Raw genomic sequence first — 23255 nt, 5'->3', positions numbered from 1 at the left:
CACGAAACTCGCCTCAACCCTCCGTGACGTGGGAAATCACTTCTCTGAAGGCATCATTGACGGATCGTCGGCCAGCCGGTACCACTGACCCAGCTCGGCGCCGCCAGCCCCGCCACGCTCCGCCCGTCACAGGAGGCCGCATTGCGAGGACCCGTCACCGACCCCACGTCCACACCCGGTCACAGACGTCTGCGGCGGACCGCCGTCCCGCTCGCCTCCGCGGCCCTGTTGCTGCCCCTGATCGGCGCAGCCCCGGCCCCCACCGCCACGGAAAGCTCCGCCGACCGGCTGCAGCAGGCGTTCGCGAGCGCGGCAGCCGACTACCACGTGCCCCAGAGCGTGCTGCTGGCCGTCTCCTATCTGCAGTCCCGCTGGGACTCGCACGCCGGCGCGCCGAGCGTGACCGGTGGCTACGGGCCGATGCACCTCACCGACGCCCGGACCGCGATCGCCACCACGGAACACTTCGCCGAAGGGGCGGAGGACGCCCGGGGTGACGCTGCCCGGCCCGCGCTGCACCCCGCTCCCGAGGCGCCGGCGGAGTCCGCGGTGCCGGCCCGCCTCGAGACGCTACCGAAGGCCGCCGAGCTGACCGGCATCCCGGCCGACGAGCTGCGTACCGACCCGGCGGCGAACGTGGCCGGCGGCGCCGCCCTGCTCGCCGCCGCGCAGAAGGAGCTGGGCGAGCCGCCGAGCGCCGACCCGGCCGACTGGTACGGCGCGGTGGCCCGGTTCTCGGGCGCCGACGACAGGGCGACCGCGGCCGCGTACGCCGACGACGTGTACGACGTGCTGCGCACGGGCGAGGAACGCACCACGGACGACGGCCAGCTGGTCGCCCTGGCCGCCCTGCCCGGGCTGGCCCCCGACACCGCGCAGCTGCAGCGGGCCGGCCTGCGCACGCTGCCCACGGACGACACCGAATGCCCCAGGTCGGTGTCCTGCGAGTCGGTTCCGGCGCCGTACGCGGAGTTCGGCGACCAGGACTACGGCAATCATGACCTCGGCGACCGCCCGGCGGCGCAGAGCATCAAGTACATCGTCATCCATGACACGGAGGGCGCCTGGGACGGGGTCATGAAACTGATCCAGGACCCCACCTATGTGTCCTGGAACTACACCATCCGCTCCACCGACGGGCTGATCGCCCAGCACGTCAAGGCGAAGGACGTCGCCTGGCACGCGGGGAACTGGTACGTCAACGCCAAGTCGATCGGCATCGAACACGAGGGCTTCCTCGCCAGCCCGGACGCCTGGTACACGGAGGCGATGTACCGGTCCTCGGCCCGGCTGGTGAGATACCTGGCCAGGACGTACGACATCCCGCTGGACCGGCAGCACATCCTCGGGCACGGCAACGTGCCGGGGCCGACCGCCTCCACCATCCCGGGCATGCACACGGACCCCGGTCCCTACTGGGACTGGCGGCACTACTTCCGGCTGCTCGGTCACCCGCTCCGGCGCACGGCCGGCCCGCACTCCGGCGTGGTGACGATCCTTCCGGAGTACGACTCGAACCGGCCCGTCTACACCGGCTGCACCACGAAGGGCGTGCCCTGCACGGCGCACGGTTCCAGCGAGGTGCGCCTGTACACGGACCATTCCGTGACCGCCCCGCTGGTCAGGGACATCGGTCTGAAGACGGACCCGACCGACGGGGTGAACGATCTGTCCTCGCGGGTGTCCACCGGCCAGCAGTACGCGGTCGCCGACCGCTGGGGCGACTGGACGGCCATCTGGTACCTGGGGCAGAAGGCCTGGTTCCGGAACCCGCGCAAGGACGCGACGGCCGTACCCGCGAAAGGCCTCGTGGTGACCCCGCGGGACGGCCTGGCGAGCATCCCGGTCTACGGCCGCGCCTACCCGGAGAAGGAGGCCTACCCGACGGGTGTCCCGGCCCAGCCGGTGGTGCCGCTGCCGTACACGATCCCCGCCGGACAGAAGTACGTGGTCGGCGACGAGGTGCCGGGCGAGTACTACTACGCGGTCACCTTCACCACCGACTCGCACCGGGTCGTGGTGGGCAAGGATCTGTACTACGAGATCCAGTACGGCCATCGGATCGGGTTCGTCCGGGCCGCGGACGTCCGCTTCGGGGATCAGGCCCGCTAGTACTCCGGCCTCACATCGTGATCTTGCTGGTGGGGTCGTGTGGTCGGGCACCTGCCGTCCTCTGTCCGAGCGCGAGCATCGCCTCGGTGACCTCGCCGACCGCCGCATCGGGGATCGCCGTGGCGGCCTCCTCGAGGACGAGCAGCCGTGCCCCGGTGATCTCGCGCGCGATCGCCTCGCCGTTGCCGAGGGGGAAGAACCGGTCGCGGCGGCCGTGGACGACGAGCGTGGGGACCACGATCCCGGGCAGGCGCTCGCGCCAGCGGGGTGTGCAGTCGAGCCTGGAGAACACCATGCCCAGCTGGTTGGCCATCTGGACCGGGGGTGCGGTGCCGGGCGTGCGGTCCCAGATGCGCGCAGCGCTTGCGCGCGCGGCGACGGGGTCGTTGCCGAGGATCTCCGCGCCGGCGGCGGCGAACTCCGCCACCGCCTCGCGGTCGGTCCAATCGGGCATCGGCCGCGCGAACAGCCGGCTCATCGTCGCCTGGTCGTGGTCGGGGAGGTCGTCGTCGGGCGGGCCAGGGGCAACCGCGCGGGTACCGACCAGCGTGAGCGCCGAGAACGCGCCCGGATGGTCGAGCACGGCCACCTGGGCGACCATCCCGCCGACGCCGATTCCCGCGAGGTGCGCAGGCCCCCCGCCGAGCGCGTCGGCAAGGGCCGCCGCGTCGGCGGCGAGGTCGCGCAGGGTGTAGGGGGGCGCCTCCGGGTCCGTCGTCGTGGACTCCCCGCTGTCGCGCAGGTCGTAGCGCACCACACGGTGCCCGCCGGCGGCGAGGCGCGCGCACAGCGCGTCGGGCCAGGAGAGCATCGTCGTCCCGCCCGCGAGCAGGACGAGTGGTGCGTCGTCGTCACCGAACGACTCGATGTCCAAGGCGATGTCATTGGCGTTGACAGTGGTCATCGGGTCACCGGGAGACGCCGTAGGTCAGGTGCGTCGCGGTCGAGTCGAGACCACGCCCCGCTGCGCCCGTGTGCAGGGCCTCGCCGCCGGTGCCCGGATTTCTGTCCGGGCCGGGGTGGGGCCCGGTGACGAAGCCGTCGGGAGAGTCAGAGATGTCGGCGATGATTCGAGTCATGCCAGGGCAGACCCGATCCGCCGCCCGAACTCATCGCCCGTGCGTGAAGCGTGTGGCGAATGCGAACTCGACAGCACGCCGCGCGAGGCGGCACGTCGGACGCGCGCCGGGTGAGGGACTCGGTGCTCGGGCTGCTGTCGGACCTTCCGCGTGGTGCCTCAGCCCTGCTGGAAAAGCTCCGCCGGGAGCGGCTTCAGCAGGGCGTACAGGTCGTCCGTGATGGGGCGGTCCCAGGCGGCGATGGTCACGAGGACGCCGTCGCTGCGGTCGAACTGGACGCACGAGATCCGGCTCTCGGAGAGCTTCAGGCGCCGCACGATCAGCAGGTTGTCGCCCTGGAGGACGGGCGTGTCCTCGGTCTCGACGACAGTGACGTCCTCGTCGTTCTCCAGCGCGAGGAGCAGCTGGCCCACCTCGAAGGGGATCTCCCCCTCGGCTACCTCGCGGGCCGGCGAGCCCTCCGGCAGATTGCCGATGATCATGGCGGGGCCGCGGCCGCCGAAGAGGTCGTAGCGCAGGAAGACACCCTGGCAGGTCCCGTCGGGGGCGGGCAGCAGACCCGCACCGAGGTTGCCCGGCCAGTCGCCCGGGTCCATGGCCAGCACGTCGAAATCGGGTCCGGCAGGAGTGGCGCTGCGGCGGCGGAGGAACGACATGCGGCCATGGTACGTGCCCGTGGTGCGCCGGGTGGCGTGCGGGCGGCCGGGAGAGCGCCCGTCGCGGCGGGCGGCTCGCCCGGGGTGCCGCCTACCGCAGCGGGCAGCCGGCGAGCAGGGTCGCCGGGTCGGCGCCGGCCGGGCGCGCCACCGTGTGGTCGGCGGGCGGGAGGCCGTGCCCGCCGATCCACCGCTCCAGGGCCGTGAAGGCGGAGCGGTGGCAGGGCACCATCGGGCGGAGCCGGCCGGGGAAGACGTCGGCGAGCGAGTCGGTGTGCGTGCCGTCCTCTATGCGGTAGTAGCGGAGCAGGGAACCGCGTCCGGCCTGGTGGACCATGCGCGCCCAGACGTCGGAGTCCTCGCTGATCGGGAGGAGCACGTCGAGGGTGCCCTGGAGAGTGATCAGCGGTTTGCCGATGCGGCCGGTGAGGGCGATGCGGCCGACGGCGTGGTGGACGGCGGCGGGGCGGGACGCATAGTCGTAGTCGGCGTCGCAGGCGGGGGTGCCCGAGGCGCAGTACGGGGTGCCTGCCTCGGTGGCTCCGTCGTATCCGGGGTCGAGTTCCTCGCGGTAGATGCGCTGGGTGAGGTCCCAGTAGACCTGGTGGTGGTACGGCCACAGGAACTCCGAGCCGGCCGGGAAGCCGGCCCGGTGCAGTGCCGTCTCGGCCTCGGCGGCTCCGGGGCCGCCGGCGGCGTAGGCGGGGTAGTGGCGCAGGGCGGCCGGCAGGAAGGTGAAGAGGTTGGGGCCGTCGGAGCGCCAGAGCGTGCCTTCCCAGTCGACTCCGCCGTCGTACAGCTCGGGGTGGTTCTCCAGCTGCCAGCGCACCAGGTAGCCGCCGTTGGACAGGCCGGTGGCGATGATGCGGGAGGGCGGGCGCCGGTAGCGCTGGGCGACCACGGTGCGGGCGGCACGGGTGAGCTGGGTGAGGCGGGTGTTCCATTCGGCGACGGCGTCGCCGGGCCGGCGGCCGTCACGGAAGAAGGCCGTGCCCGTGTTGCCCTTGTCGGTGGCCGCGTAGGCGTAGCCGCGGGCGAGGACCCAGTCGGCGATGGCCCGGTCGTTGGCGTACTGCTCGCGGTTGCCCGGAGTGCCGGCAATCACGAGGCCGCCGTTCCAGTGGTCGGGCAGCCGGATGACGAACTGGGAGTCGTGCTGCCAGCCGTGGTTGGTGTTGGTGGTGGAGGTGTCGGGGAAGTAGCCGTCGATCTGGATGCCGGGGACGCCCGTGGGGGTGGGCAGGTTCTTGGGGGTGAGCCCCGCGTAGTCGGCCGGGTCGGTGTGTCCGGAGGACACGGTGCCGGCGGTGGTCAGCTCGTCCAGGCAGTCGGACTGCTGGCGGGCGGCGCCGGGCACGTGCAGCCCGGCGCGGCCGGCGCAGTGGCCGTCCGGTGTCCCCGGGCCCGTGGGTGCCGCCGTGGCAGGTCCGGCCAGGAGCGTGCAGGCGACGGCGAGCGACAGCGCGGCCAGTGCGGTGCGCCGGGCCGGCCGGGCGAGCGGTGAGGTGGGGCGGTGCGAGCGGCGGGAACGCATGGGGTTCCTCCAGCGGGTTGGTGACGGGCTGGAGGCTAGGGGTGCCGTGGTGCTTGCGGACATGTGTGGGGCCGCCATGTTGACGGCCCTCAGGGGGTCGTCGGCCACCATGGCGGCCCGTGCCGGTGACCGGCTCCGGGTGGCCTCGGCTGACGTGTCGTCAAGGACAGCTGGAGTCGGCGATGGTGAAGTAGCCCGTGGGCGACTCCTTCAGGGTGTGAGTGAGGAACGTGTTGTACAGGCCCATGTTCTGGTGGGAGCCACGGGCGTAGGTGTAGCCGCCGCTGGTGGTGGCCCGTCCCGCCTGGACGTGGGCGTGGTTGCTCGCCGTCCAGCAGGCGGAGGTGTCGCCGCCGCCCGGATCCGGATCGCCCGGGTCGGAGGTGTCGAGGCCGAAGAACCGGGCGATCCAGCGGCTGGAGCAGATCGAGTCGAGGAAGTAGGGGGCGCCGGTGCTGCCGCACTGCTCGCTGCCCGTGCCGGGGTCGACCGGGGTGCCGTGCCCGATGCCCGGGACGCGGTCGACCTCGACGGCGACCGTGCCGTCGGCGGCCAGGTACTGCTCCTGCCGGGTGGCGTCCGGGCCGATGACGGCCGTCCGCGTGGGGGTCTGGGACAGTCCGTGCAGCGCCGTCCACTGGTCACGCAGCTCGACGGCGTTGCGCGGTACGACGGTGGTGTCCTGGTCGCCGTACCAGATGGCGGCGCGCGGCCACGGTCCGGCGTACGAGGGGTGGGCGTCGCGGACCCGCCGGGCCCAGTCGGCCGGGCTGTGGTCGACTCCGGGGTTCATGCAGATGTAGGGGCTGCTGTCCTTCGTGCAGTCGTAGGGCAGGCCGGCGACGACCGCGCCCGCGGAGAAGACGTCGGGGTAGGCGGCGAGCATGACCGCGGTCATGGCGCCGCCCGCGGACAGGCCGGTGACGTAGACCCGCTGCGGGTCGGCGCCGTAGGCGGTGACGGCGTGGCTCACCATCTGCCGGACGGACAGGGCCTCGCCCTGGCCGCGCCGGTTGTCGGCGGTCTGGAACCAGTTGAAGCACTTGTTCGGGTTGTTGGCGGTGCCCGTCTCCGCGAACACCAGCAGGAAGCCGTCGCGGTCGGCGAGCCGGGGCAGTCCGGAGTTGTCGGCGTAGACCTGGGCGCTCTGTGTGCAGCCGTGCAGGGCCACGACGACCGGTGGGTGGGCCGGCAGGCCGGCGGGCCGGTACACGTACATGGTGAGGGCACCCGGGTCGGACCCGAAGTCGCTCACCCGGGTGAGGGTGACGGAGGCGTGGGCGGCGGGCGCGGGGCCGGCGAGTGCGGTGCCGAGGACGACGGCGAGTACGGCGAGGATGCGGCTCAGGAGTCGGGCACGTGGTGGTGCTCCTGGTGCCGTGTGGAACGGGGGCAGGGGCATGGCGGCTCCTTCGGTGGGCACACGTGCCCCGGCCGCTCCCGCACGGGCGGCGCCCGGAGCGCCGGGGGTGGCGGAACCGTAGGTCCGGGTGTGGCCGGGCACCATGGCGCCGCGCACCACAGCCCTGACGCCGGCAGTCGGCTTCGGGTGCATTGCCGGGCGCCGTACGGTCTGCTACGCCGCCTCCGCCGCGCCCTCACTCCTCCGGCGGCGCCGGCGGAACCACCGCGACCGGGCTCGCCGCGTGCAGGAGCACCGCCTGGGTGACCGAGCCCATCATGCGGGCCGGGGCGAGCAGCCGCCTGCGGTGCCGGCCGACCACGACCAGCTCGGCGTCCCTGGAGGCGGCGACCAGGAGGCCGGCCGCGTCGCCGGGCAGTGCCTCGGCTTCGGCGCGGACCCCCGGGTGCCGTCGGCGGTGCGGGGCGAGGAAGCCCTCGGCGAGGGTGCGGGTCTCGTTCTCCACCGCGTCCCGGTCGACCGGGGGCGGCACCGGCTGACCGGGGGCCGACCAGGTCTGCACCGGCCACGGATAGGCGGCGATCACCTGCACCCGGGCCTCGCGGAGGTCGGCCTCCGCGAAGGCGAGGGCGAGGGCGCCCTCGTCCGGGCTGTCGACATGCAGGCCTACGACGACGCGCGGCCCCGGCTCGGCGGGCCCCTCCCCGTGCACCTCGCGGCCCGGTGGCGGTACGACGACCACCGGGCACTCGGCGTCCCGGGCGGTGGCGAGGCCGTTGGAGCCGAGCAGCAGGCTGGCGAAGCCGCCGCGGCCCCGGGAGCCGAGCACCAACAGCGCGGCGTCGGTGCCCAGTTCGGGCAGTACGGCACCCGGGACCCCCTCCAGGGCGACGTATTCGACCTCCGGGACGTCGGAGCGGTCCGTGAGCCGGGCGCGGACCTCGTCGAGCACCGGGTCGCCCTCCGCCTCGGGCGGCGCGGCGACCAGCACGTCGGCCTGGCCCCAGGCGGCGTACTGGCGTACGTGCACGACTCGCAGCGGTGCCGCACGGCGGCGGGCGGTGTCCAGGGCCCAGTCCAGGGCGCGCAGGCTTTCCTCGGAACCGTCGACCGCGGCGATGACCGGCGCAGCGCTCATCCTTCCTCACCTCCGGAACACGACCTTCCCCTTGCTGGGGCCAGCCTCGCTCAGGCCTGGCCCCAGCAGGGCGCTGCCGGGTCACGTGTCCGCAAATCCGTCCGGAACACCCCGGTCCAGGTGAGGATTCCGGTCGGGCCTCAGGTCAGGTCGAACTCGCCTTCGCGGGCGCCGGAGACGAAGGCGCCCCACTCCGCGGGGGTGAAGATCAGGGAAGGACTCTCCGGCCGGCCGCTGTTGCGCATCGCGATGAAGCCCTCGACGAAGGCGATCTGGACATCGCCCAGACCTCGGCTGCTGGACTGCCACTCGGCCCTGCTGAGATCCAGCTCCGGCTTGTCCCAGCCCACGAGCGGCTTCTGCTGGGTGATGCTCTCGGCCACGTCCGTGCTCCTCCCGGTTCGTCGTCCGCGGGTCAGCCTAGCGACCGCCCGCTACCGCGGACAGGGCACGTGAAGAGGACCTTTCGGGAGTCCGGCCGGACCGCTCCGGCCGGTCCGTCAGGAGTCGGGGGGCTCGGCGCCCACGAGCCACATGGAGAAGAACTGGGAGCCGCCGCCGTAGGCGTGCCCGAGCACCCGGCGGGCGCCGTCCACCTGGTGTTCCCCGGCCTGTCCGCGCACCTGGAGAGCGGCCTCGGCGAAGCGGATCATGCCGGAGGCCCCGATGGGGTTGCTGGACAGCACCCCGCCGGACATGTTGACCGGCAGGTCCCCGTCGAGTTCGGTCACGCCGGATTCGGTGAGCTTCCAGCCCTCGCCCTCCGCGGCGAAGCCCAGGTTCTCCAGCCACATGGGCTCGTACCACGAGAACGGCACGTACATCTCCACGGCGTCGATGTCCCGGCGCGGATCGGCGATGCCGGCCTGCCGGTAGACGTCGGCGGCGCAGTCCTTGCCGGCCTGCGGGGAGACGAAGTCCTTTCCGGCGAACAGGGTGGGTTCACTGCGCATGGCGCCGCCGAGCAGCCAGGCGGGCGGCCGGGGCGCGCGGGCGGCGCCGGCCCGGTCCGTGAGGACCATGGCGCAGGCGCCGTCGGAGGACGGGCAGGTCTCGGAGTAGCGAATGGGGTCCCACAACATGGGCGACGCCAACACCTTCTCGAGGGTGATGTCGTGCTCGTGGAGGTGGGCGTAGGGGTTCTTGAGGGCGTTGCGCCGGTCCTTGTGGGCGACGAGGGCGCCGATGGTGTCGGGGGCGCCGCTGCGTCGCATGTAGGCGCGGACGTGGGGGGCGAAGAAGCCGCCCGCGCCGGCGAGCAGGGGCTGCTGGAAGGGAATGGGCAGGGACAGGCCCCACATGGCGTTGGACTCGGACTGTTTTTCGAAGGCGACGGTGAGCACGGTGCTGTGGACGCAGGCGGCGACGAGGTTGGCCGCGACGAGCGCCGTGGAGCCGCCGACCGAGCCGGCGGTGTGCACCCGCAGCATGGGCTTGCCGACGGCGCCGAGTGCGTCGGCGAGGTACAGCTCGGGCATCATCACGCCCTCGAAGAAGTCGGGCGCCTTGCCGATGACGACGGCATCGATGTCGGCCCAGGTCGTTTCGGCGTCGTCCAGGGCCCGTCGGGCCGCCTCACGGACGAGTCCGGCGATCGACACGTCCCGGCGGGCGGCCACGTGCTTGGTCTGGCCGACTCCTGTGACGGCCACGGGCTCCTTGCTCATCGTGGATCCCCTTCGAGTACGGCGACCAGGTTCTGCTGCAGGCAGGGGCCGGAGGTGGCGTGGGCGAGGGCGCGGTCGGAGGCGCCTCGGTGGATGCGGGCGGCCGCCTCGCCGATGCGGATGAGTCCGGCTGCCATGACCGGGTTGGCGGCCAGGGCGCCGCCGGAGGGGTTGACGCACACGCTGTCGTCGAGACGGAGGGCCCGGCGCAGGATCACCTCCTGCGCGCTGAACGGTGCGTGCAGCTCGGCGGTGTCGACGGGACGTTCGAAGGCGCCCGCCTTCTCGGCGGCGAGCCGGGCGGAGGGCGAGTCGGTGAGGTCGCGCACGCCGAGGCTGTGGGGCTCGATGCGGTGGTCGATGCCCCGGATCCAGGCGGGCCGCTCGCACAGCTGCCGTGCCCGCTCCCCCGCCGCGAGTACGACGGCGGCGGCGCCGTCGCCGACGGGCGGGCAGTCGCCGGTGCGCAGCGGCCGTACGGCGTGGTCGCCCTGCGCCACCGTGCCCTTGAGCTGGGCGTGCGGGTTGGCGACGGCGGCGGCGCGGTTGCGGGCGCCGACGGCCGCGAGGGCGGCTTCGTCGGTGTGCCCGGCGTCGATGAGGGCCTGCGCCTGGAGGGCGGCCAGAGCGACCGCGTCGGGCCACAGGGGGGCGAGGTAGTACGGGTCGAGCTGGCGGGTCAGCACGTCCCGGACCGAGCCGGGTGAGCACTTGCCGTAGGAGTACACGAGCGCGGTGTCGGCGTCTTCGGTGAGCAGCTTGGTCCAGGCCTCGTACAGCGCCCAGGCGCCGTCCATCTCGACGTGCGACTCGGAGATCGGCGGCCAGGCGCCGACGCCGTCGAGGGCCAGGGTGAAGGAGAAGGCGCGGCCGGCGAGGTAGTCGCTGGAGCCGGAGCAGGTGAAGCCGATGTCGGCGGTCTTCAGGCCGGTCCGGGCCAGGACCTCGTGCAGGACCGGCATGAGCATCTCGACCTCGGAGGAGTCCTCGGTGGAGCGCCGGTGGTCGGTCTGCGCGAAGGCGACGACGGCGATGTCCCGGGGACCGTACGCTTCTTCGCTGGTCACAGCAGCTCCTTGTACGTCTCGTAGTCCGCGTCGGGTTCGCCGGTGGGCCGGTAGTGGTCGGGGAAGCGGGCACCCTCGGTCCACACCGGCTCGACGCGCAGGCCCATGCGCACCTGGTCGTAGGGGATGCCGCCGATCCGGGCGTGCAGGGCGAGGTCGGCGCCGTCCAGGGCGATGTGCGCGTAGACGTACGGCACCTCGATGTCGAGATTCGCCGTATGGGCAGCCTTGATGTTGACGATGCAGAAGGTGGTGACTGTGCCCCGCGGCCCCACTTCGACCTGTTCTGCTGTGGCAACCCCACATGTGGGGCAGGCACCCCGCGGTGGGACGTAGACCTTCCGGCAGGAGGGGCAGCGTTCGCCGACGGTCCGCTGGGCGGAGAGGGCATGGATGTAGGCGGACTGGGCGCGGCCGGGTGAGTAGGTGTAGTCGAGGCGGGCGTGCGCGACGATGCCGGTGAGCGGGTTGCCGAACGCGCCGTGGTGGCCGTGCGGTTGCTCCGGTGCGCCGTCGTACGGCTCGAAGCAGGCGATGTCGGTGATGGCGCCGGTGGGCTCCTGCGCCCAGCGGATGCGCACCCGCATGCCGGTGCGGACGGCGTCGGGGCCGGGGGCGTCCAGGGCGTGCAGGAGGCCGGTGTCGGCTCCGTCGAGCCGGACCAGGACCCAGGCGAAGGGGGTGTCCAGGGGCTGGCCGCGGCGCGGGGCGTGGTTCCATGCCCAGGTGGTGACGGTGCCCGTGGGGGCGACCTCCACCAGGTCGCGGATCTCGTCGGCGGTGGCGGGGTCGTACTCGACGGGCGGGACCATGATGCGGCCGTCGGTGGTCCGCACGCCGAGCACGACCCGTTCGCGCAGTCCGGTGAGGAAGGCGCTCTGGACGGGTCCGAGCGAGCGGGTGAAGGGGAACTCCACGACGAGTGGCGCGGACAGGACTTCGGGCATCGGGGGCTCCTCGGGTCAGGCGCGCTTGTAGACGGGGGGCCGCTTCTCCGCGAAGGCGCGGGCGCCCTCCTTGGCGTCGGCGGTGTCGAAGACCGGCCAGCCGCGGGCGAGTTCGGCGGCGAGGCCCTCGCTCTCGGTCAGCTCGGCGGTCTCGTACACGGACGCCTTGACGGCCTCGACGGCGAGCGGGCCGCAGGCGTTGACCTGTCCGGCGATCTCCAGGGCCTTGGCGAGGGCGGTGCCGTCGGGGACGACGTGCCCGATCAGGCCGATGCGGGCGGCCTCCCGGGCGCTGTAGGGGCGTCCGGTGAGGAGCATCTCCAGGGCGTGCGTGCGCGGGATCTGGCGCTGGAGGCGGACGGTGGAGCCGCCGATCGGGAACAGGCCGCGCCTGACCTCGAACAGACCGAAGGTCGCGGACTCGCCCGCGACCCGGATGTCGGTGCCCTGGAGGATCTCGGTGCCGCCGGCGACGCAGGGGCCCTCGACGGCGGCGATCACCGGTTTGCGGGGGCGATGGTGGCGCAGCATCGCCTTCCAGTGCAGGTCGGGATCGGCCTTGAGTCGGTCGCGGTACTGCTGCCCCTGCATGCCGTCACCGGCCAGGGCCTTCAGGTCCATGCCGGCGCAGAACGCGCCGCCGGCCCCGGTGAGCACGATGGAGCGGACCGAGTCGTCCGCGTCGGCCTCGGTCCAGCCGTCGTACAGGCCGACGAGCATCGCCAGTGAGAGCGCGTTCTTTGCGTCGGGCCGGTTGAGCGTGAGCACCAGTGTGGCGCCTTCTCGCTGCACGCTGAGGTGTTCCGTCCCACCCATGGGCCATCTCCCCTCGGTCAGAACGAGAACAGGTTGCAGGAGGCGCGGAGGCACTTCAAGGGTTTTCTGACAGTCAGTCAGATTTGTTTCGCGCGGACCCTTCACAGTTGCCGTGCGCTTTGCTCTGATGACCGGCGAACCGACCGATGCGCCTCTCCTCACGAGGGCTGCCGGGGTCAGGAGGAAGCGGTGGAGTACAACCTTGCCGACCTGTTCGAATCGGTCGTCGACGTGGTCCCGGACCGCGAGGCGCTCGTGTACCTCGACCACCCCGGCACGGGCGCGGAGCGCCGGCTGACCTACGCGGGACTCGACGCCGCGGCCAACCGCATCGCCCACCACCTCCTCGACAGCGGGATACGCCCCGGGGAGCACCTGGGCCTGCATCTGTACAACGGCGTCGAGTACCTCCAGACGGTGCTGGCGTGCCTGAAGGCCAGGGTCGTCCCGGTGAACGTCAACTACCGGTACGTCGAAGAGGAGTTGGTGTATCTCTACCGGGATGCCGACCTGGTCGCCCTGGTCTTCGACGCGGAGTTCGAGGAGCGGGTTGCGGGGGCGCTGCCGCGGGCACCGAAGCTGCGGCACCTGCTGCGGGTGGGCGCACCGGCCGCCGAGGCGGTGCCGGGGGCGGTGCCGTTCGCCGCGGCGGAGGCCGCCGGGGCACCGGGGCGGGGCTTTCCGGTGCGCTCCGGGGACGACCAGTTCATCATCTACACCGGCGGCACGACCGGCATGCCCAAGGGCGTGATGTGGCGCCAGGAGGACCTGTTCTTCGCCGGGCTGGGCGGTGGGGCGCCGACCGGGGAGCCGGTGAAGGCGCCGGAGGAACTGGCCGAGCGGGTCGCCGCGGGCGGCTCCGGGATCACCTTCTTCCCCACTCCCCCGCTGATGCACGGCACTTCGACCCTCACCGCGTTCATCGGCTTCGGCTTCGGCCAGCGGGTCGTCCTGCACCGCAAGTACGTGCCGGAGGAAGTGCTGCGGACGATCGAGCGGGAGAGGGTCACCAGCGTGTCGCTCGTCGGTGACGCGATGCTCCGGCCGCTGATCGACGCGCTGAGCGGGCCGATGAAGGGCACCGACTGCTCGGCCCTGTTCAGCGTCTCCTCGTCGGGCGCGATCATGTCCGAGACGGTGCGCCGCGAGTTCCGCGAACTGGTCCCGAACGCCCTGCTGCTGAACAACTTCGGTTCGTCGGAGTCCGGCTTCAACGGCACCGCGACCGAGGACTCCGGGCCCGAACGCGGCTTCCGCATCCGCGTCAACCCCCGGACGCGGGTGGTGGATCCGGGGACGTACGAACCGGTCGCGGCCGGGGAGGTCGGCCGGGTCGCGCAGTGCGGCCATGTGCCGCTCGGGTACTACAACGACCCGGTGAAAACCGCCGAGACGTTCTTCGAGAAGGACGGCCGGCGCTGGGTGCTGCTGGGCGACATGGCGACGGTCGACGAGGACGGCGTGGTCACGGTCCTGGGGCGCGGCTCGCAGTGCATCAACACCGGCGGCGAGAAGGTCTACCCGGAGGAGGTCGAGCAGGCCCTCAAGGCACATCCCGACGTGTACGACGCACTGGTCGCCGGGGTGCCGGACACCAGGTGGGGCAACCATGTGGCCGCCGTGGTGCAACTGCGCGCCGGAGCGCCGCGCCCCTCGCTGGCCGACATCCAGCACCACTGCCGCACCCGGCTGGCGGGCTACAAGGTCCCCCGCCAGCTGGTGATCACGGACACCATCCAGCGATCCCCGAGCGGCAAGGCCGACTACCGGTGGGCGCGGACGGTGGCGGTGGCGGCGGAGCAGCCGTAGCTCCCGCGACGGGACCAGCGGGCACCGCGGGCTGCGGGCTGCGGGCTGCGGCGCCTGCCCCGCGGTGCCCGGTCTGCTCAGGGCAGAGCGCTGCCCACGGGCTCGGCGAGGAAGGCGGCGACGGAGGCACGGAACCGCTCGGGGTCGTCCAGCCAGGGGTAGTGGGCGGCGCCGGGCTGGACGGTCACCTCGGCGTTCGGGAAGGCCGCTGCCGTGCGGCGGGCGAGGTCGGGGCGCGGTCCGCCGTCGAGTTCGCCCGCGTACACCAGGACCGGCGCGGCCAGTGCGGCGAGGGCGGTCCGGGTCGCGTCCGGGCTGAAGGCACCCTCGGCGAAGTAGCGGTCGCCCGCCTCCTCGTTGGTCTGCTCCAGCTCGGCTGCGACGTGCGCCCGGGCGGTGTCGTCCCAGCGCCCGTGGAAGAACGGCAGGAAGACGTCGTCGAATTCCGTCTCACCCGCGAGCCAGGCCCGGAAGGCGGGGAACGCCTCGCCGAACCACGGCTCGTCCGCGCGTAGCCGGGCCGCGGTCAGCCGGTCCTCGGGAGTGGCCCGCATGCCCAGGGCGGAGGGGTTGGGGGTGATCAGCACCAGCCGCCGGATCCGGTGCGGGTTGCGGGCCGCATAGAGCATCGCCAGGGCGGCACCTGCCGAGTGAGCGAGCAGATCCATGTGCTCCAGACCCATGTGGGCCCGCCATGCCTCCACGTCCTCGACCATGTGGTCACAGCGGTACGTAGCCGTGTCCGCCGGCTCCTCCGAGTCACCGGTGCCCCGCAGGTCGAGCAGGGCCAGCCGGCGGTGCGCGGTGAGCCCGCCGAGATCCCCGAGGTAGGCGGAGGCACGCATGGGACCACCGGGCAGCACGGCGAGGGGCTCTCCGGCACCCCGCAGGTGGTAGGCGAGCCGGGTGCCGTCGGCTGCGGTGAAGGTCGGCATGCGTCGATCATCGTGAGACACCCCACCCGGCCGCAAGGCATTTCAGGACACCCGGCCGTACCTGACACGCCTCTCGACCTGCGCCCGCGCCCGGCCGGGCCTCCCGCGCGGAAAAATTCCGCGGGACCTCTTGCGAGGAGGCGGAGTGGCCTGAATTACTGACCTCGACGACATCTACCGAATGATCGGTCGGCCGGGAAGCACGGCTGGTGAGGAGACGTCCCGATGGCGGAAGCGACGGACCTGCTCGACGCGGGCGAACGGCTCGGGCCCGAGGAGCTGCGGGCCCTCCAGCTGGAACGGCTGCGCGCCTCGCTCCGGCACGCCTACGAGCACGTGCCGTTCTACCGGGACGCCTTCGACAAGGCCGGTGTCCGCCCGGAGGACTGCCGTTCGCTCGCCGACCTGGCCCACTTCCCCTTCACGACCAAGGCCGACCTGCGCGAGAACTACCCGTACGGCATGTTCGCCGTGCCGCGGGAGAAAGTCCGCCGACTGCACGCCTCCAGCGGCACCACGGGACGCCCCACGGTGGTCGGCTACACGGAGAACGACCTTTCCATGTGGGCGGACATGGTGGCGAGGTCGATCCGCGCGGCCGGTGGACGGCCCGGCGACATCGCACATGTGGCCTACGGCTATGGGCTGTTCACCGGTGGTCTGGGTGCCCACTATGGTGCCGAGCGCCTGGGCTGTACGGTCGTCCCGGCGTCCGGCGGCATGACGGCCCGGCAGGTCCAGCTCATCCGTGACCTGGAACCGTCCCTCATCATGGTGACCCCGTCGTACATGCTCACGCTGCTGGACGAGTTCGAGCGGCAGGGCGTGGACCCGCGCGGCACCTCCCTGCGCGTGGGCATCTTCGGGGCCGAGCCGTGGACCGAGCGGATGCGCCGCGAGATCGAGGAGCGGTTCGCGATCGACGCCGTCGACATATACGGACTGTCGGAGGTCATCGGTCCCGGTGTGGCTCAGGAGTGCGTGGAGACCAAGGACGGCCTCCATGTGTGGGAGGACCACTTCTATCCCGAGGTCGTCGATCCCCTCACGGGCGAGGTACTGCCGGAGGGCGAGCGGGGAGAGCTGGTGTTCACCTCGCTGACCAAGGAGGCCATGCCCGTCATCCGGTACCGGACACGGGACCTCACCCGGCTGCTGCCGGGCACGGCCCGGGTGTTCCGGCGGATGGAGAAGATCACCGGGCGCAGTGACGACATGGTGATCCTGCGCGGGGTCAATCTGTTCCCGACCCAGATCGAGGAGATCGTGCTGCGTACGCCCGGTGTGGCGCCGCACTTCCAGCTGCGGCTCACCCGGCAGGGACGCCTGGACGCCCTGACCGTCCGGGCCGAGGCCCGCCCGGACGCGCCGCCGGAGGTGCGGGAGGCGGCGGCCCGGGCCATCGTCGCCGCCGTCAAGGACGGCATCGGCGTGTCGGTCGACGTGGAGATCGTGGAGCCGGAGACCCTGGAGCGGTCCGTGGGCAAGATCCGCCGCATCGTGGACCTGCGGCCCCGCGACGCCGGGTAGCCCCCGCGAATCGGCGCTGCCGCACCCCGAGTCGCCGCCGACGCGCTGCTGCCGGCACCGGCTCCGGCTAGCCGCTGAAGCGGTCCCGCAGCTCGCGCTTGAGGATCTTGCCGCTGGCGTTGCGTGGCAGCGCGTCCAGGAACAGGACCCGTTTGGGTGCTTTGAACGGCGTGAGCTTGTCCTTCACATGCGCGATGAGCTGGTCCTCCGTCACCTCGCCGCGCCGGACGACGACCGCGGTGACGGCCTCGATCCACCGCTCGTCGGGCAGGCCGATCACGGCGGCCTCGGCGACCGCCTCATGGGTGTAGAGGGCGTCCTCGACCTGACGCGAAGCCACCAGCACACCACCGGAGTTGATGACGTCCTTCACCCGGTCGACGATGGTGAAGCAGCCGTCGGCGTCCCGTACCGCGAGGTCGCCGGAGTGGAACCAGCCGTCACGGAAGGCCTCGGCGGTCTCCTCGGGTCTGTCCCAGTACCCCTCGCACAACTGGGGTGACCTGTAGACGATCTCGCCGGGCGTGCCGTCCGGCACGTCCGCGCCGTTCTCGTCCACGACCCGGGCATCCACGAACAGTACGGTCCGGCCGCAGGAGTCCAGCCTGCCCTCGTGTTCGTCGGGGCCGAGCACGGTGGCCAGCGGGCCGATCTCGCTCTGCCCGAAGCAGTTGTAGAGGGCGAGCTTCGGCAGACGACCCCGCAGCCGTTCCAGCACGGGCACCGGCATGATCGAGGCGCCGTAGTACGCCTTGCGCAGGCCGCCGAGGTCACGGGTGGCGAAGTCGGGCCGGTTGGCCAGCCCGATCCACACCGTGGGCGGCGCGAACAGGCTGTCCACGCGGCCCGCCTCGATCAGGTCGAACAGCCGGTCCCCGTCAGGCGCGTCGAGGATGAGGTTCGTCGCGCCCACCGCGAGAGAGGGCAGCAGGAACACGTGCATCTGCGCCGAGTGGTACAGCGGCAGCGCATGCACCGGACGGTCGCCCGCACTCAGATCGAGCGCCGTGATGGCACTCAGGTACTCGTGCACCAGGGCCCGGTGGGTCATCATCGCGCCCTTGGGCAGGGCGGTCGTACCGGAGGTGTACAGCAGCTGCACCAGGTCCTCGGTGCGCGGCTCGGGACCGGCGTACGGCGTCGCTTCCGGAAGCCGGTTGAGCAGCGAGTCGTCCGCGTCGCGCAGCAGGAACGTCTGTACCCCGTGCGGCAGTTGTTCCGCCAGGTCGGGGTCGGTGAGGACCAGGGAGCTGCCGGACTGGCCGATGAGGTACGCCAGGTCGTCGCCGGTGAGGTTCTGGTTGACCGGTACATGGACCAGACCCGCGCGGGCGCAGGCGAGGAAGGCGATCAGGTAGGCGTCGGAGTTGTGGCCGTAGGCGGCGACCCGGTCGCCGGGTGCGAGTCCTTCGGCGAGCAGCAGCGCCGCTGCGCGGGAGACGGCGTCGTCCAGTTCCTCGTACGTCCATGAGCGCTCGCCGTACTCCACCGCGACGCGTGCCGGGGTGCGGCGGGCGCTGCGCCGCAGCACCCCGTCGACCGTACTGCCGTGTCCCTGCATCATGACAGCCGATCCTCGGGCCGCCGGCCGTGCCGGTCAAGCACCCGGGCACACGGCCGGGCACAGCGCGCCCATGGTGGAGCGGGGGTATGCGCCGGTGTCGCCGGTCCACTGGAGGTGGTCGCGGGTCGCCTTGTACATGAACAGCCGTGAGGCGGGCGAGTAGTTGCATAGGCCACCCCTGCCGTGGATGCGATCGCACCCTCACTCGCCTGCCTCGTTCCGTGCGGGTCACACCGGTCGGGTGCGCCCCTGCCAGTACGGGTCCCGCAGCCGCCGTTTGTACAGCTTGCCGTTGGGGTCGCGGGGCATCTCGGCGATGAAGTCGATGCTCTTCGGCCGCTTGTAGCCGGCCAGCCGGTCGGAGCAGTGGGCGAGCAGCGCGGCGGTCAGTTCCGGTCCCGGCTCGTGTCCCGGCGCCGGTTCGACCACGGCCTTGACCTCCTCGCCCCAGTCGTCGTGCGGGATGCCGAAGGCGGCGGCGTCGGCGACCGCCGGGTGGGAGAGGAGGACGGACTCGATCTCGGCCGGATAGATGTTGACCCCGCCGGAGATGATCATGTCGATCTTGCGGTCGCGGAGGAAGAGGTAGCCGTCCTCGTCCAGGTATCCGAGGTCGCCGACGGTGAAGAAGTCGCCGATGCGGTTCCTGCGGGTCTTGCCCTCGTCCTTGTGGTAGGAGAAGCCGCCGGTGTTCATCTTCATGTAGACGGTGCCGAGCCGGCCGGGCGGGAGCCGGTCACCGTCGTCGTCGAAGACCGCGAGTTCGCTGATCGGCCAGGCCTTGCCGACCGTTCCGGGCTTCTTCAGCCAGTCCTCGGCGGTGGCGAAGGCACCACCGCCCTCGCTGGCCGCGTAGTACTCCTCCACACAGTGCCCCCACCAGTCGATCATGGCCCGCTTCACATGGTCCGGGCAGGGAGCGGCGCCGTGGATGGCGTGCCGCATGGACGAGACGTCGTAGCGGGCCTTCACCTCGTCCGGAAGGGCCAGCAGACGGTGGAACTGGGTCGGGACCATGTGGGTGTGGGTGCAGTCGTGGGTGTCGATGAGACGGAGCATCTCCTCGGGGGCCCACTTGTCCATCAACACCAGGCGGTGGCCCAGGTGCAGGGACGCGCCGGCGAACTGCAGGACGGCCGTGTGGTAAAGCGGGGAGCAGACGAGGTGGACGTTGCCGTCGTACGGCCGGATGCCGAAGATGCCGAGGAAGCCCCCCAGGTACGACTCCTCGGGCGCCTTGCCGGGCAGCGGGCGGCGGATGCCGCGCGGGCGTCCCGTCGTACCGGAGGTGTAGTTCATGACCCAGCCGAGTTCGCGGGCGGTGGGAGCCGACTCCGTGTGTCCGGACAGGAGTTCGGCGTAGGGGCGGAAGCCGTCGACCGCGCCGACCGCGTACCGGTGGCCGGCCGGCAGCCCGGCCTCGTCGGCGGCCCGGCGCGCGGCGTCGGCGAACCGTTCGTGCGCGACGAGCACCTTGGCGCCGGAGTCGGCGACGATCCAGGCGATCTCGGGGCCGACGAGGTGATGGTTGACCGGCACCAGATAGAGGCCGGCCTGGGTGGCGGCCAGGTAGGCGGTCAGGAACTCGACGCCGTTGGGCAGGACGACGGCGAAGGCGTCACCGCGCGCCAGGCCGGCCGCCCGCAGGCCGTGGACGAGCCGGTTGGCGGCGGCGTGCAGGCGGCCTGCGGTCCACTCCTCGCCGTCGGGGGCGACGAGGACGGTCCGGCCGGGGTCCTGGGCGGCCTGTGCCCAGAATCCGGCAGGGGGGGTGCTCAGGGATGCGCTCACGACTGGCCGCTCCTTCCGGCGATGCGGTTGACGCGGTCCACGGCCTCTTCGAAGCCGCGGGTGAGGTCGTCGAAGACGGCCTGGACGCTGCGTTCGCCGGTCATCCGGCCGACGATCTGGCCGACGGGGGTGCCGAGCAGCGGCGCGACCTCGTACTTCTGGATGCGGGAGACCGCCTCGGCGACCAGCAGTCCCTGCAAGGGCATGGGCAGCGTGCCGGGCCCGGCCGGGTCGTCCCAGGCGTCGGTCCACTCGGTCCTGAGCTGGCGGGCGGGTTTCCCGGTCAGAGCGCGGGAGCGGACGGTGTCCCCGGATCCGGCGGCGAGCAGCTTGCGGGTCAGGGCGGCCGAGTGGAGGTCCGCTTCTGTGGTGGTCAGCCATATGGAGCCCAGCCACACGCCTTGGGCGCCAAGGGTGAGTGCGGCGGCCACCTGCCGTCCGCTGCCGATCCCCCCCGCGGCCAGGACGGGCAGCGGGTCGACTGCCTCCACGACCTCGGGGGTGAGCACCATGGTGGCGATCTCCCCGGTGTGGCCGCCGGCCTCGTAGCCCTGGGCGACGACGACGTCGATGCCGGCCTCCCGGTGCTTACGGGCGTGGCGGGCGCTGCCGGCGAGAGCGGCGACCAGGATGTCCCGGTCGTGGGCGCGGGCGACGACATCGGCGGGAGGTGAGCCGAGCGCGTTGGCCAGGAGCCGGATCGGGTAGTCGAAGGCGACGTCCAACTGGCTTCGGGCGACCTGCTCCATCCAGCCGGTGATGCGCCATCCGGACGCCTCGCCCTCGGCCAGCTCCGGGACGCCGTAGCGGGCGAGGGTCTCCCGGACGAACCGCCGGTGCCCCTCGGGGATCATCGCTTCGACGTCCGCCTCGGTCAGCGTGTGGTTCTCCGGGGCTTCCACCTTCTTCGCGGGCATCACCACGTCCAGCCCGTAGGGCCGGCCCCCGGCGTGCGCGTCGAGCCAGTCGAGGTCGCGTTTGAGGTCGTCGGGGGCGGTGTAGCGGACCGCGCCGAGCACGCCGAAGCCGCCGGCCCGGCTGATCGCCGCGGCGACGGCGGGAAACGGCGTGAAGCCGAAGACGGCGTGCTCGATTCCCAGTTCCCTGCTCAGCTCCGTCTGCATGGGCGCAGGATGCCGCAGCCTGCCGGACGACGGAAGCCCTATTCTGATGATCCGTCAGATTCTGCCGAGCCGTCGGATTCCGGTCCACCGGGCCGCGCCCCGTTGACACACCTCCCGCCTGACAGGAAAGTTTCACCGGCAGGGCAAGCCCCGAAAGATACTTTCAGCCGGGAGGCCGCGCGATGACGGACGACGTTGCAGGCGGACGAGCGAGCGGGCCGACGCGCCGCCGACTGGTCGTGGGCTCCCTGGCATCGGGGGGCGCACTGGCCCTCGGCGCGCTCCCGGCACACCCGGCCACCGCCGCACCCACGCCCGCCAGGCCCCGGACCGCGCCCCTTGCCCCCGCCGGCGCCGCCACCCCCGCCCACCGGACCCTGCGCCACGGCTCGCCCGAACGTGCCGGGCTGCTCCCCGCGCACCTGCGGCAACTCGTCACGGACGCCCGGGCGTTCCTCGCCCCCTCCCCCCGGCACCCCTGGTACGCGGGCGCCGTCCTGCTCGCCGGACGCGGCGACACCGTGGCCCTGCACGAGCCGATCGGCATGGCGGTCCGCTACGCCGGGTACGACGAGAAGACCGACACCGGAGTCGAGTTACCGCTCGAGCGGCAGATCCCCATGGCCCGGGACACCGTGTTCGACCTGGCGTCCGTCTCCAAGCTGTTCACCTCCGTCCTTGCGGTGCAGCAGATGGAGCGAGGCAGACTGGAGCGGGAGGCGACGGTCGCCTCGTACCTCCCGGAGTTCGGAGCCGCCGGCAAGCAGTTCATGACGATCCGTCAGTTGCTCACGCACACCTCGGGCTTCCGCGCCTGGCTCCCGCTGTACAAGGCGCCGACGCGCGAGGAGAAGCTCCGGCTCATCTTCGACGAGGCGCCGCTCAACCCGCCCGGCACCACCTTTCTGTACTCGGACCTGAACATGATCTCCCTCCAGCTGGTGCTGGAGCGGATCACGGGCCGCACCCTGGACGTGCTCCTGCACGACGAGATCACCGGCCCACTCGGGCTGCACCGCACCCGTTACAACCCGCCCGCCTCCTGGAAGCCCGAGATCGCGGCGACGGAGGACGCCCGCGTCCCCTGGTCGGGACTGGACCGGGGCCTGGTGTGGGGCGAGGTGCATGACGAGAACGCGTACGGCCTGGGCGGCGTCGCCGGCCACGCCGGAGTCTTCTCCTGCGCCTGGGACCTCGCGGTACTCGGCCGCACCCTGCTCGACGGCGGCGTCCACGGCCGGACGCGGGTGCTGCGCCCGGAGTCCGCCGCGCTGCTGTTCACCGACTTCAACACGGCGTTCCCGGGCCATGCGCACGGGCTCGGCTTCGAGCTCTACCAGCACTGGTACATGGGCGCGCTGGCCACCCCGCGCACGGCGGGCCACACCGGCTTCACCGGCACCTCGCTCGTCCTCGACCCGACGACCGATTCCTTCCTCGTCGTGCTCGGCAACTCGGTGCATCCCGTGCGCAACTGGCGCTCCGGCTCTGCTCCCCGGGCCGCCGCCGGCAACGACCTGGCGCGTGCCGTGCCGGTCCGCCCGGCGCGGGGACGTACGGCATGGTTCTCCGGTATGGCGAGCGCCGGCACTGCGACGCTCACACTGCCCGCGCTCGACACTGCGGCCGGCGAAGCGTTTCTGCGCTGTGCTCTGTGGTGGGACACCGAGCCCGGGGCGGACGTACTGGCCCTGGAGTCGAGCACGGACGGCGGCACCGCCTGGCAGCCGGTGCCCTTCACCACCGTCCGCCACGGCGAGGGCGCCCGGGACCACCCGACCGGCACGGTCACGGGCTGGTCGGGCCGCGTCTGGCACCGCCTGACCGCCGCCCTCCCGGCCGACCGCCGACTCACCCTGCGCTGGCGGTACACAACCGACCGGCTGTACGTCGGCCGGGGCGCCTATGCCGATGCCGTACACGTCGAGGCGGGCAGGGCGGTGCTGTTCGACGGGGCGCGCCCGGCGGACACGGCACGGATCACGGCGGTGGGCTGGCAGCGCTCGTCCGACTGAGCCCGACCGAGGCCGAGCGAGACCGACCGAGGCCGAGCGAGACCGACCGAGGCCGAGCGAGGTTGGCTGAGGCCGGCTGGCGTGGCCCAGCCGGACGAGGCGGACGGC

The 23255-nt window shown here is 72.3% G+C and carries 18 protein-coding genes and 1 pseudogene; 4 read left to right on the top strand and 15 right to left on the bottom strand.

Annotated elements, in window-relative coordinates; genetic code table 11:
* Window positions 1-141: 141 nt before the first annotated feature.
* On the top strand, window positions 142-2112 hold the full coding sequence (locus ACZ4SF_RS28985) for an N-acetylmuramoyl-L-alanine amidase (protein WP_468389808.1): 1971 nt from the start codon (window positions 142-144) through the stop codon (window positions 2110-2112).
* 10 nt (window positions 2113-2122) lie between these two features.
* Here ACZ4SF_RS28985 and ACZ4SF_RS28980 read toward each other — a convergent pair whose 3' ends face one another.
* The 11 genes and pseudogenes from ACZ4SF_RS28980 to ACZ4SF_RS28930 form a co-directional block, all read right to left on the bottom strand.
* Entirely contained in the window at window positions 2123-3016 is an 894-nt protein-coding gene (locus ACZ4SF_RS28980) for an alpha/beta fold hydrolase (RefSeq protein ID WP_468389807.1), read from the bottom strand.
* 61 nt (window positions 3017-3077) lie between these two features.
* Window positions 3078-3191, bottom strand: a pseudogene (locus tag ACZ4SF_RS28975) (dihydrofolate reductase family protein); the annotation flags it as partial.
* 158 nt (window positions 3192-3349) lie between these two features.
* Window positions 3350-3847 (bottom strand): hypothetical protein, encoded by a 498-nt coding sequence (locus ACZ4SF_RS28970; protein WP_468389805.1) that lies wholly within the window; start codon window positions 3845-3847, stop codon window positions 3350-3352.
* A 91-nt stretch (window positions 3848-3938) separates the two neighbouring features.
* Window positions 3939-5381 (bottom strand): 3-hydroxybutyrate oligomer hydrolase family protein, encoded by a 1443-nt coding sequence (locus ACZ4SF_RS28965; RefSeq protein WP_468389803.1) that lies wholly within the window; start codon window positions 5379-5381, stop codon window positions 3939-3941.
* Between the two features lie 160 nt (window positions 5382-5541).
* Window positions 5542-6783, bottom strand: coding sequence for an extracellular catalytic domain type 1 short-chain-length polyhydroxyalkanoate depolymerase (locus ACZ4SF_RS28960; RefSeq protein WP_468389801.1), 1242 nt, complete (start codon window positions 6781-6783; stop codon window positions 5542-5544).
* A gap of 196 nt (window positions 6784-6979) precedes the next feature.
* Complete coding sequence (locus ACZ4SF_RS28955) at window positions 6980-7882, bottom strand: universal stress protein (protein ID WP_468389799.1); 903 nt, start codon at window positions 7880-7882, stop codon at window positions 6980-6982.
* Between the two features lie 140 nt (window positions 7883-8022).
* Entirely contained in the window at window positions 8023-8265 is a 243-nt protein-coding gene (locus tag ACZ4SF_RS28950) for a DUF397 domain-containing protein (protein WP_468389796.1), read from the bottom strand.
* 117 nt (window positions 8266-8382) lie between these two features.
* A complete protein-coding gene (locus ACZ4SF_RS28945) occupies window positions 8383-9549 on the bottom strand; it encodes a thiolase domain-containing protein (protein WP_468389794.1) in 1167 nt (388 codons plus the stop codon).
* Complete coding sequence (locus ACZ4SF_RS28940) at window positions 9546-10616, bottom strand: thiolase domain-containing protein (protein ID WP_468389791.1); 1071 nt, start codon at window positions 10614-10616, stop codon at window positions 9546-9548. The genes ACZ4SF_RS28945 and ACZ4SF_RS28940 overlap by 4 nt, the downstream gene beginning before the upstream one ends.
* Window positions 10613-11563, bottom strand: coding sequence for a Zn-ribbon domain-containing OB-fold protein (locus tag ACZ4SF_RS28935; protein WP_468389789.1), 951 nt, complete (start codon window positions 11561-11563; stop codon window positions 10613-10615). The genes ACZ4SF_RS28940 and ACZ4SF_RS28935 overlap by 4 nt, the downstream gene beginning before the upstream one ends.
* A 15-nt stretch (window positions 11564-11578) precedes the next feature.
* Entirely contained in the window at window positions 11579-12379 is an 801-nt protein-coding gene (locus ACZ4SF_RS28930; RefSeq protein ID WP_468389786.1) for a crotonase/enoyl-CoA hydratase family protein, read from the bottom strand.
* A 189-nt stretch (window positions 12380-12568) separates the two neighbouring features.
* Between ACZ4SF_RS28930 and ACZ4SF_RS28925 the strand changes: the two genes are divergently transcribed.
* Window positions 12569-14188: an acyl-CoA synthetase gene (locus tag ACZ4SF_RS28925; protein WP_468389784.1), complete on the top strand. Its 1620-nt coding sequence runs from the start codon at window positions 12569-12571 to the stop codon at window positions 14186-14188.
* A gap of 77 nt (window positions 14189-14265) precedes the next feature.
* Here ACZ4SF_RS28925 and ACZ4SF_RS28920 read toward each other — a convergent pair whose 3' ends face one another.
* Complete coding sequence (locus ACZ4SF_RS28920; protein WP_468389781.1) at window positions 14266-15123, bottom strand: alpha/beta fold hydrolase; 858 nt, start codon at window positions 15121-15123, stop codon at window positions 14266-14268.
* Window positions 15124-15348: 225 nt separating this feature from the next.
* Between ACZ4SF_RS28920 and paaK the strand changes: the two genes are divergently transcribed.
* Window positions 15349-16653, top strand: coding sequence for a phenylacetate--CoA ligase PaaK (paaK, locus tag ACZ4SF_RS28915; RefSeq protein ID WP_468389778.1), 1305 nt, complete (start codon window positions 15349-15351; stop codon window positions 16651-16653).
* Window positions 16654-16720: 67 nt separating this feature from the next.
* Here paaK and ACZ4SF_RS28910 read toward each other — a convergent pair whose 3' ends face one another.
* From ACZ4SF_RS28910 to ACZ4SF_RS28900, 3 genes are all read right to left on the bottom strand, one after another.
* Window positions 16721-18217, bottom strand: coding sequence for an acyl-CoA synthetase (locus ACZ4SF_RS28910; protein ID WP_468389776.1), 1497 nt, complete (start codon window positions 18215-18217; stop codon window positions 16721-16723).
* Between the two features lie 228 nt (window positions 18218-18445).
* The gene (locus ACZ4SF_RS28905; protein WP_468390119.1) at window positions 18446-19996 is read right to left on the bottom strand and encodes an acyl-CoA synthetase; all 1551 of its coding nucleotides are present in this window, start codon (window positions 19994-19996) and stop codon (window positions 18446-18448) included.
* A gap of 8 nt (window positions 19997-20004) precedes the next feature.
* Window positions 20005-21132, bottom strand: coding sequence for a nitronate monooxygenase (locus ACZ4SF_RS28900; RefSeq protein WP_468389773.1), 1128 nt, complete (start codon window positions 21130-21132; stop codon window positions 20005-20007).
* A gap of 182 nt (window positions 21133-21314) precedes the next feature.
* Between ACZ4SF_RS28900 and ACZ4SF_RS28895 the strand changes: the two genes are divergently transcribed.
* Window positions 21315-23147 (top strand): serine hydrolase domain-containing protein, encoded by a 1833-nt coding sequence (locus tag ACZ4SF_RS28895; protein ID WP_468389769.1) that lies wholly within the window; start codon window positions 21315-21317, stop codon window positions 23145-23147.
* The last annotated feature ends 108 nt before the right edge of the window (window positions 23148-23255 follow it).

Source organism: Streptomyces sp. NPDC027663 (assembly GCF_055566415.1).
The sequence above is the reverse complement of the archived record's forward strand: the minus strand, read 5'-3'. Positions and strand labels throughout refer to the sequence as shown.

Excerpts from the sequence above, each read along its gene's own strand:
- ACZ4SF_RS28980 (WP_468389807.1), bottom strand. The coding sequence starts at position 3,016 with ATGACCACTGTCAACGCCAATGACATCGCCTTGGACATCGAGTCGTTC.
- ACZ4SF_RS28970 (WP_468389805.1), bottom strand. The coding sequence starts at position 3,847 with ATGTCGTTCCTCCGCCGCCGCAGCGCCACTCCTGCCGGACCCGATTTC.
- ACZ4SF_RS28965 (WP_468389803.1), bottom strand. The coding sequence starts at position 5,381 with ATGCGTTCCCGCCGCTCGCACCGCCCCACCTCACCGCTCGCCCGGCCG.
- ACZ4SF_RS28960 (WP_468389801.1), bottom strand. The coding sequence starts at position 6,783 with ATGCCCCTGCCCCCGTTCCACACGGCACCAGGAGCACCACCACGTGCC.
- ACZ4SF_RS28955 (WP_468389799.1), bottom strand. The coding sequence starts at position 7,882 with ATGAGCGCTGCGCCGGTCATCGCCGCGGTCGACGGTTCCGAGGAAAGC.
- ACZ4SF_RS28945 (WP_468389794.1), bottom strand. The coding sequence starts at position 9,549 with ATGAGCAAGGAGCCCGTGGCCGTCACAGGAGTCGGCCAGACCAAGCAC.
- ACZ4SF_RS28935 (WP_468389789.1), bottom strand. The coding sequence starts at position 11,563 with ATGCCCGAAGTCCTGTCCGCGCCACTCGTCGTGGAGTTCCCCTTCACC.
- ACZ4SF_RS28930 (WP_468389786.1), bottom strand. The coding sequence starts at position 12,379 with ATGGGTGGGACGGAACACCTCAGCGTGCAGCGAGAAGGCGCCACACTG.
- ACZ4SF_RS28920 (WP_468389781.1), bottom strand. The coding sequence starts at position 15,123 with ATGCCGACCTTCACCGCAGCCGACGGCACCCGGCTCGCCTACCACCTG.
- paaK (WP_468389778.1), top strand. The coding sequence starts at position 15,349 with ATGGCGGAAGCGACGGACCTGCTCGACGCGGGCGAACGGCTCGGGCCC.
- ACZ4SF_RS28910 (WP_468389776.1), bottom strand. The coding sequence starts at position 18,217 with ATGATGCAGGGACACGGCAGTACGGTCGACGGGGTGCTGCGGCGCAGC.
- ACZ4SF_RS28900 (WP_468389773.1), bottom strand. The coding sequence starts at position 21,132 with ATGCAGACGGAGCTGAGCAGGGAACTGGGAATCGAGCACGCCGTCTTC.
- ACZ4SF_RS28895 (WP_468389769.1), top strand. The coding sequence starts at position 21,315 with ATGACGGACGACGTTGCAGGCGGACGAGCGAGCGGGCCGACGCGCCGC.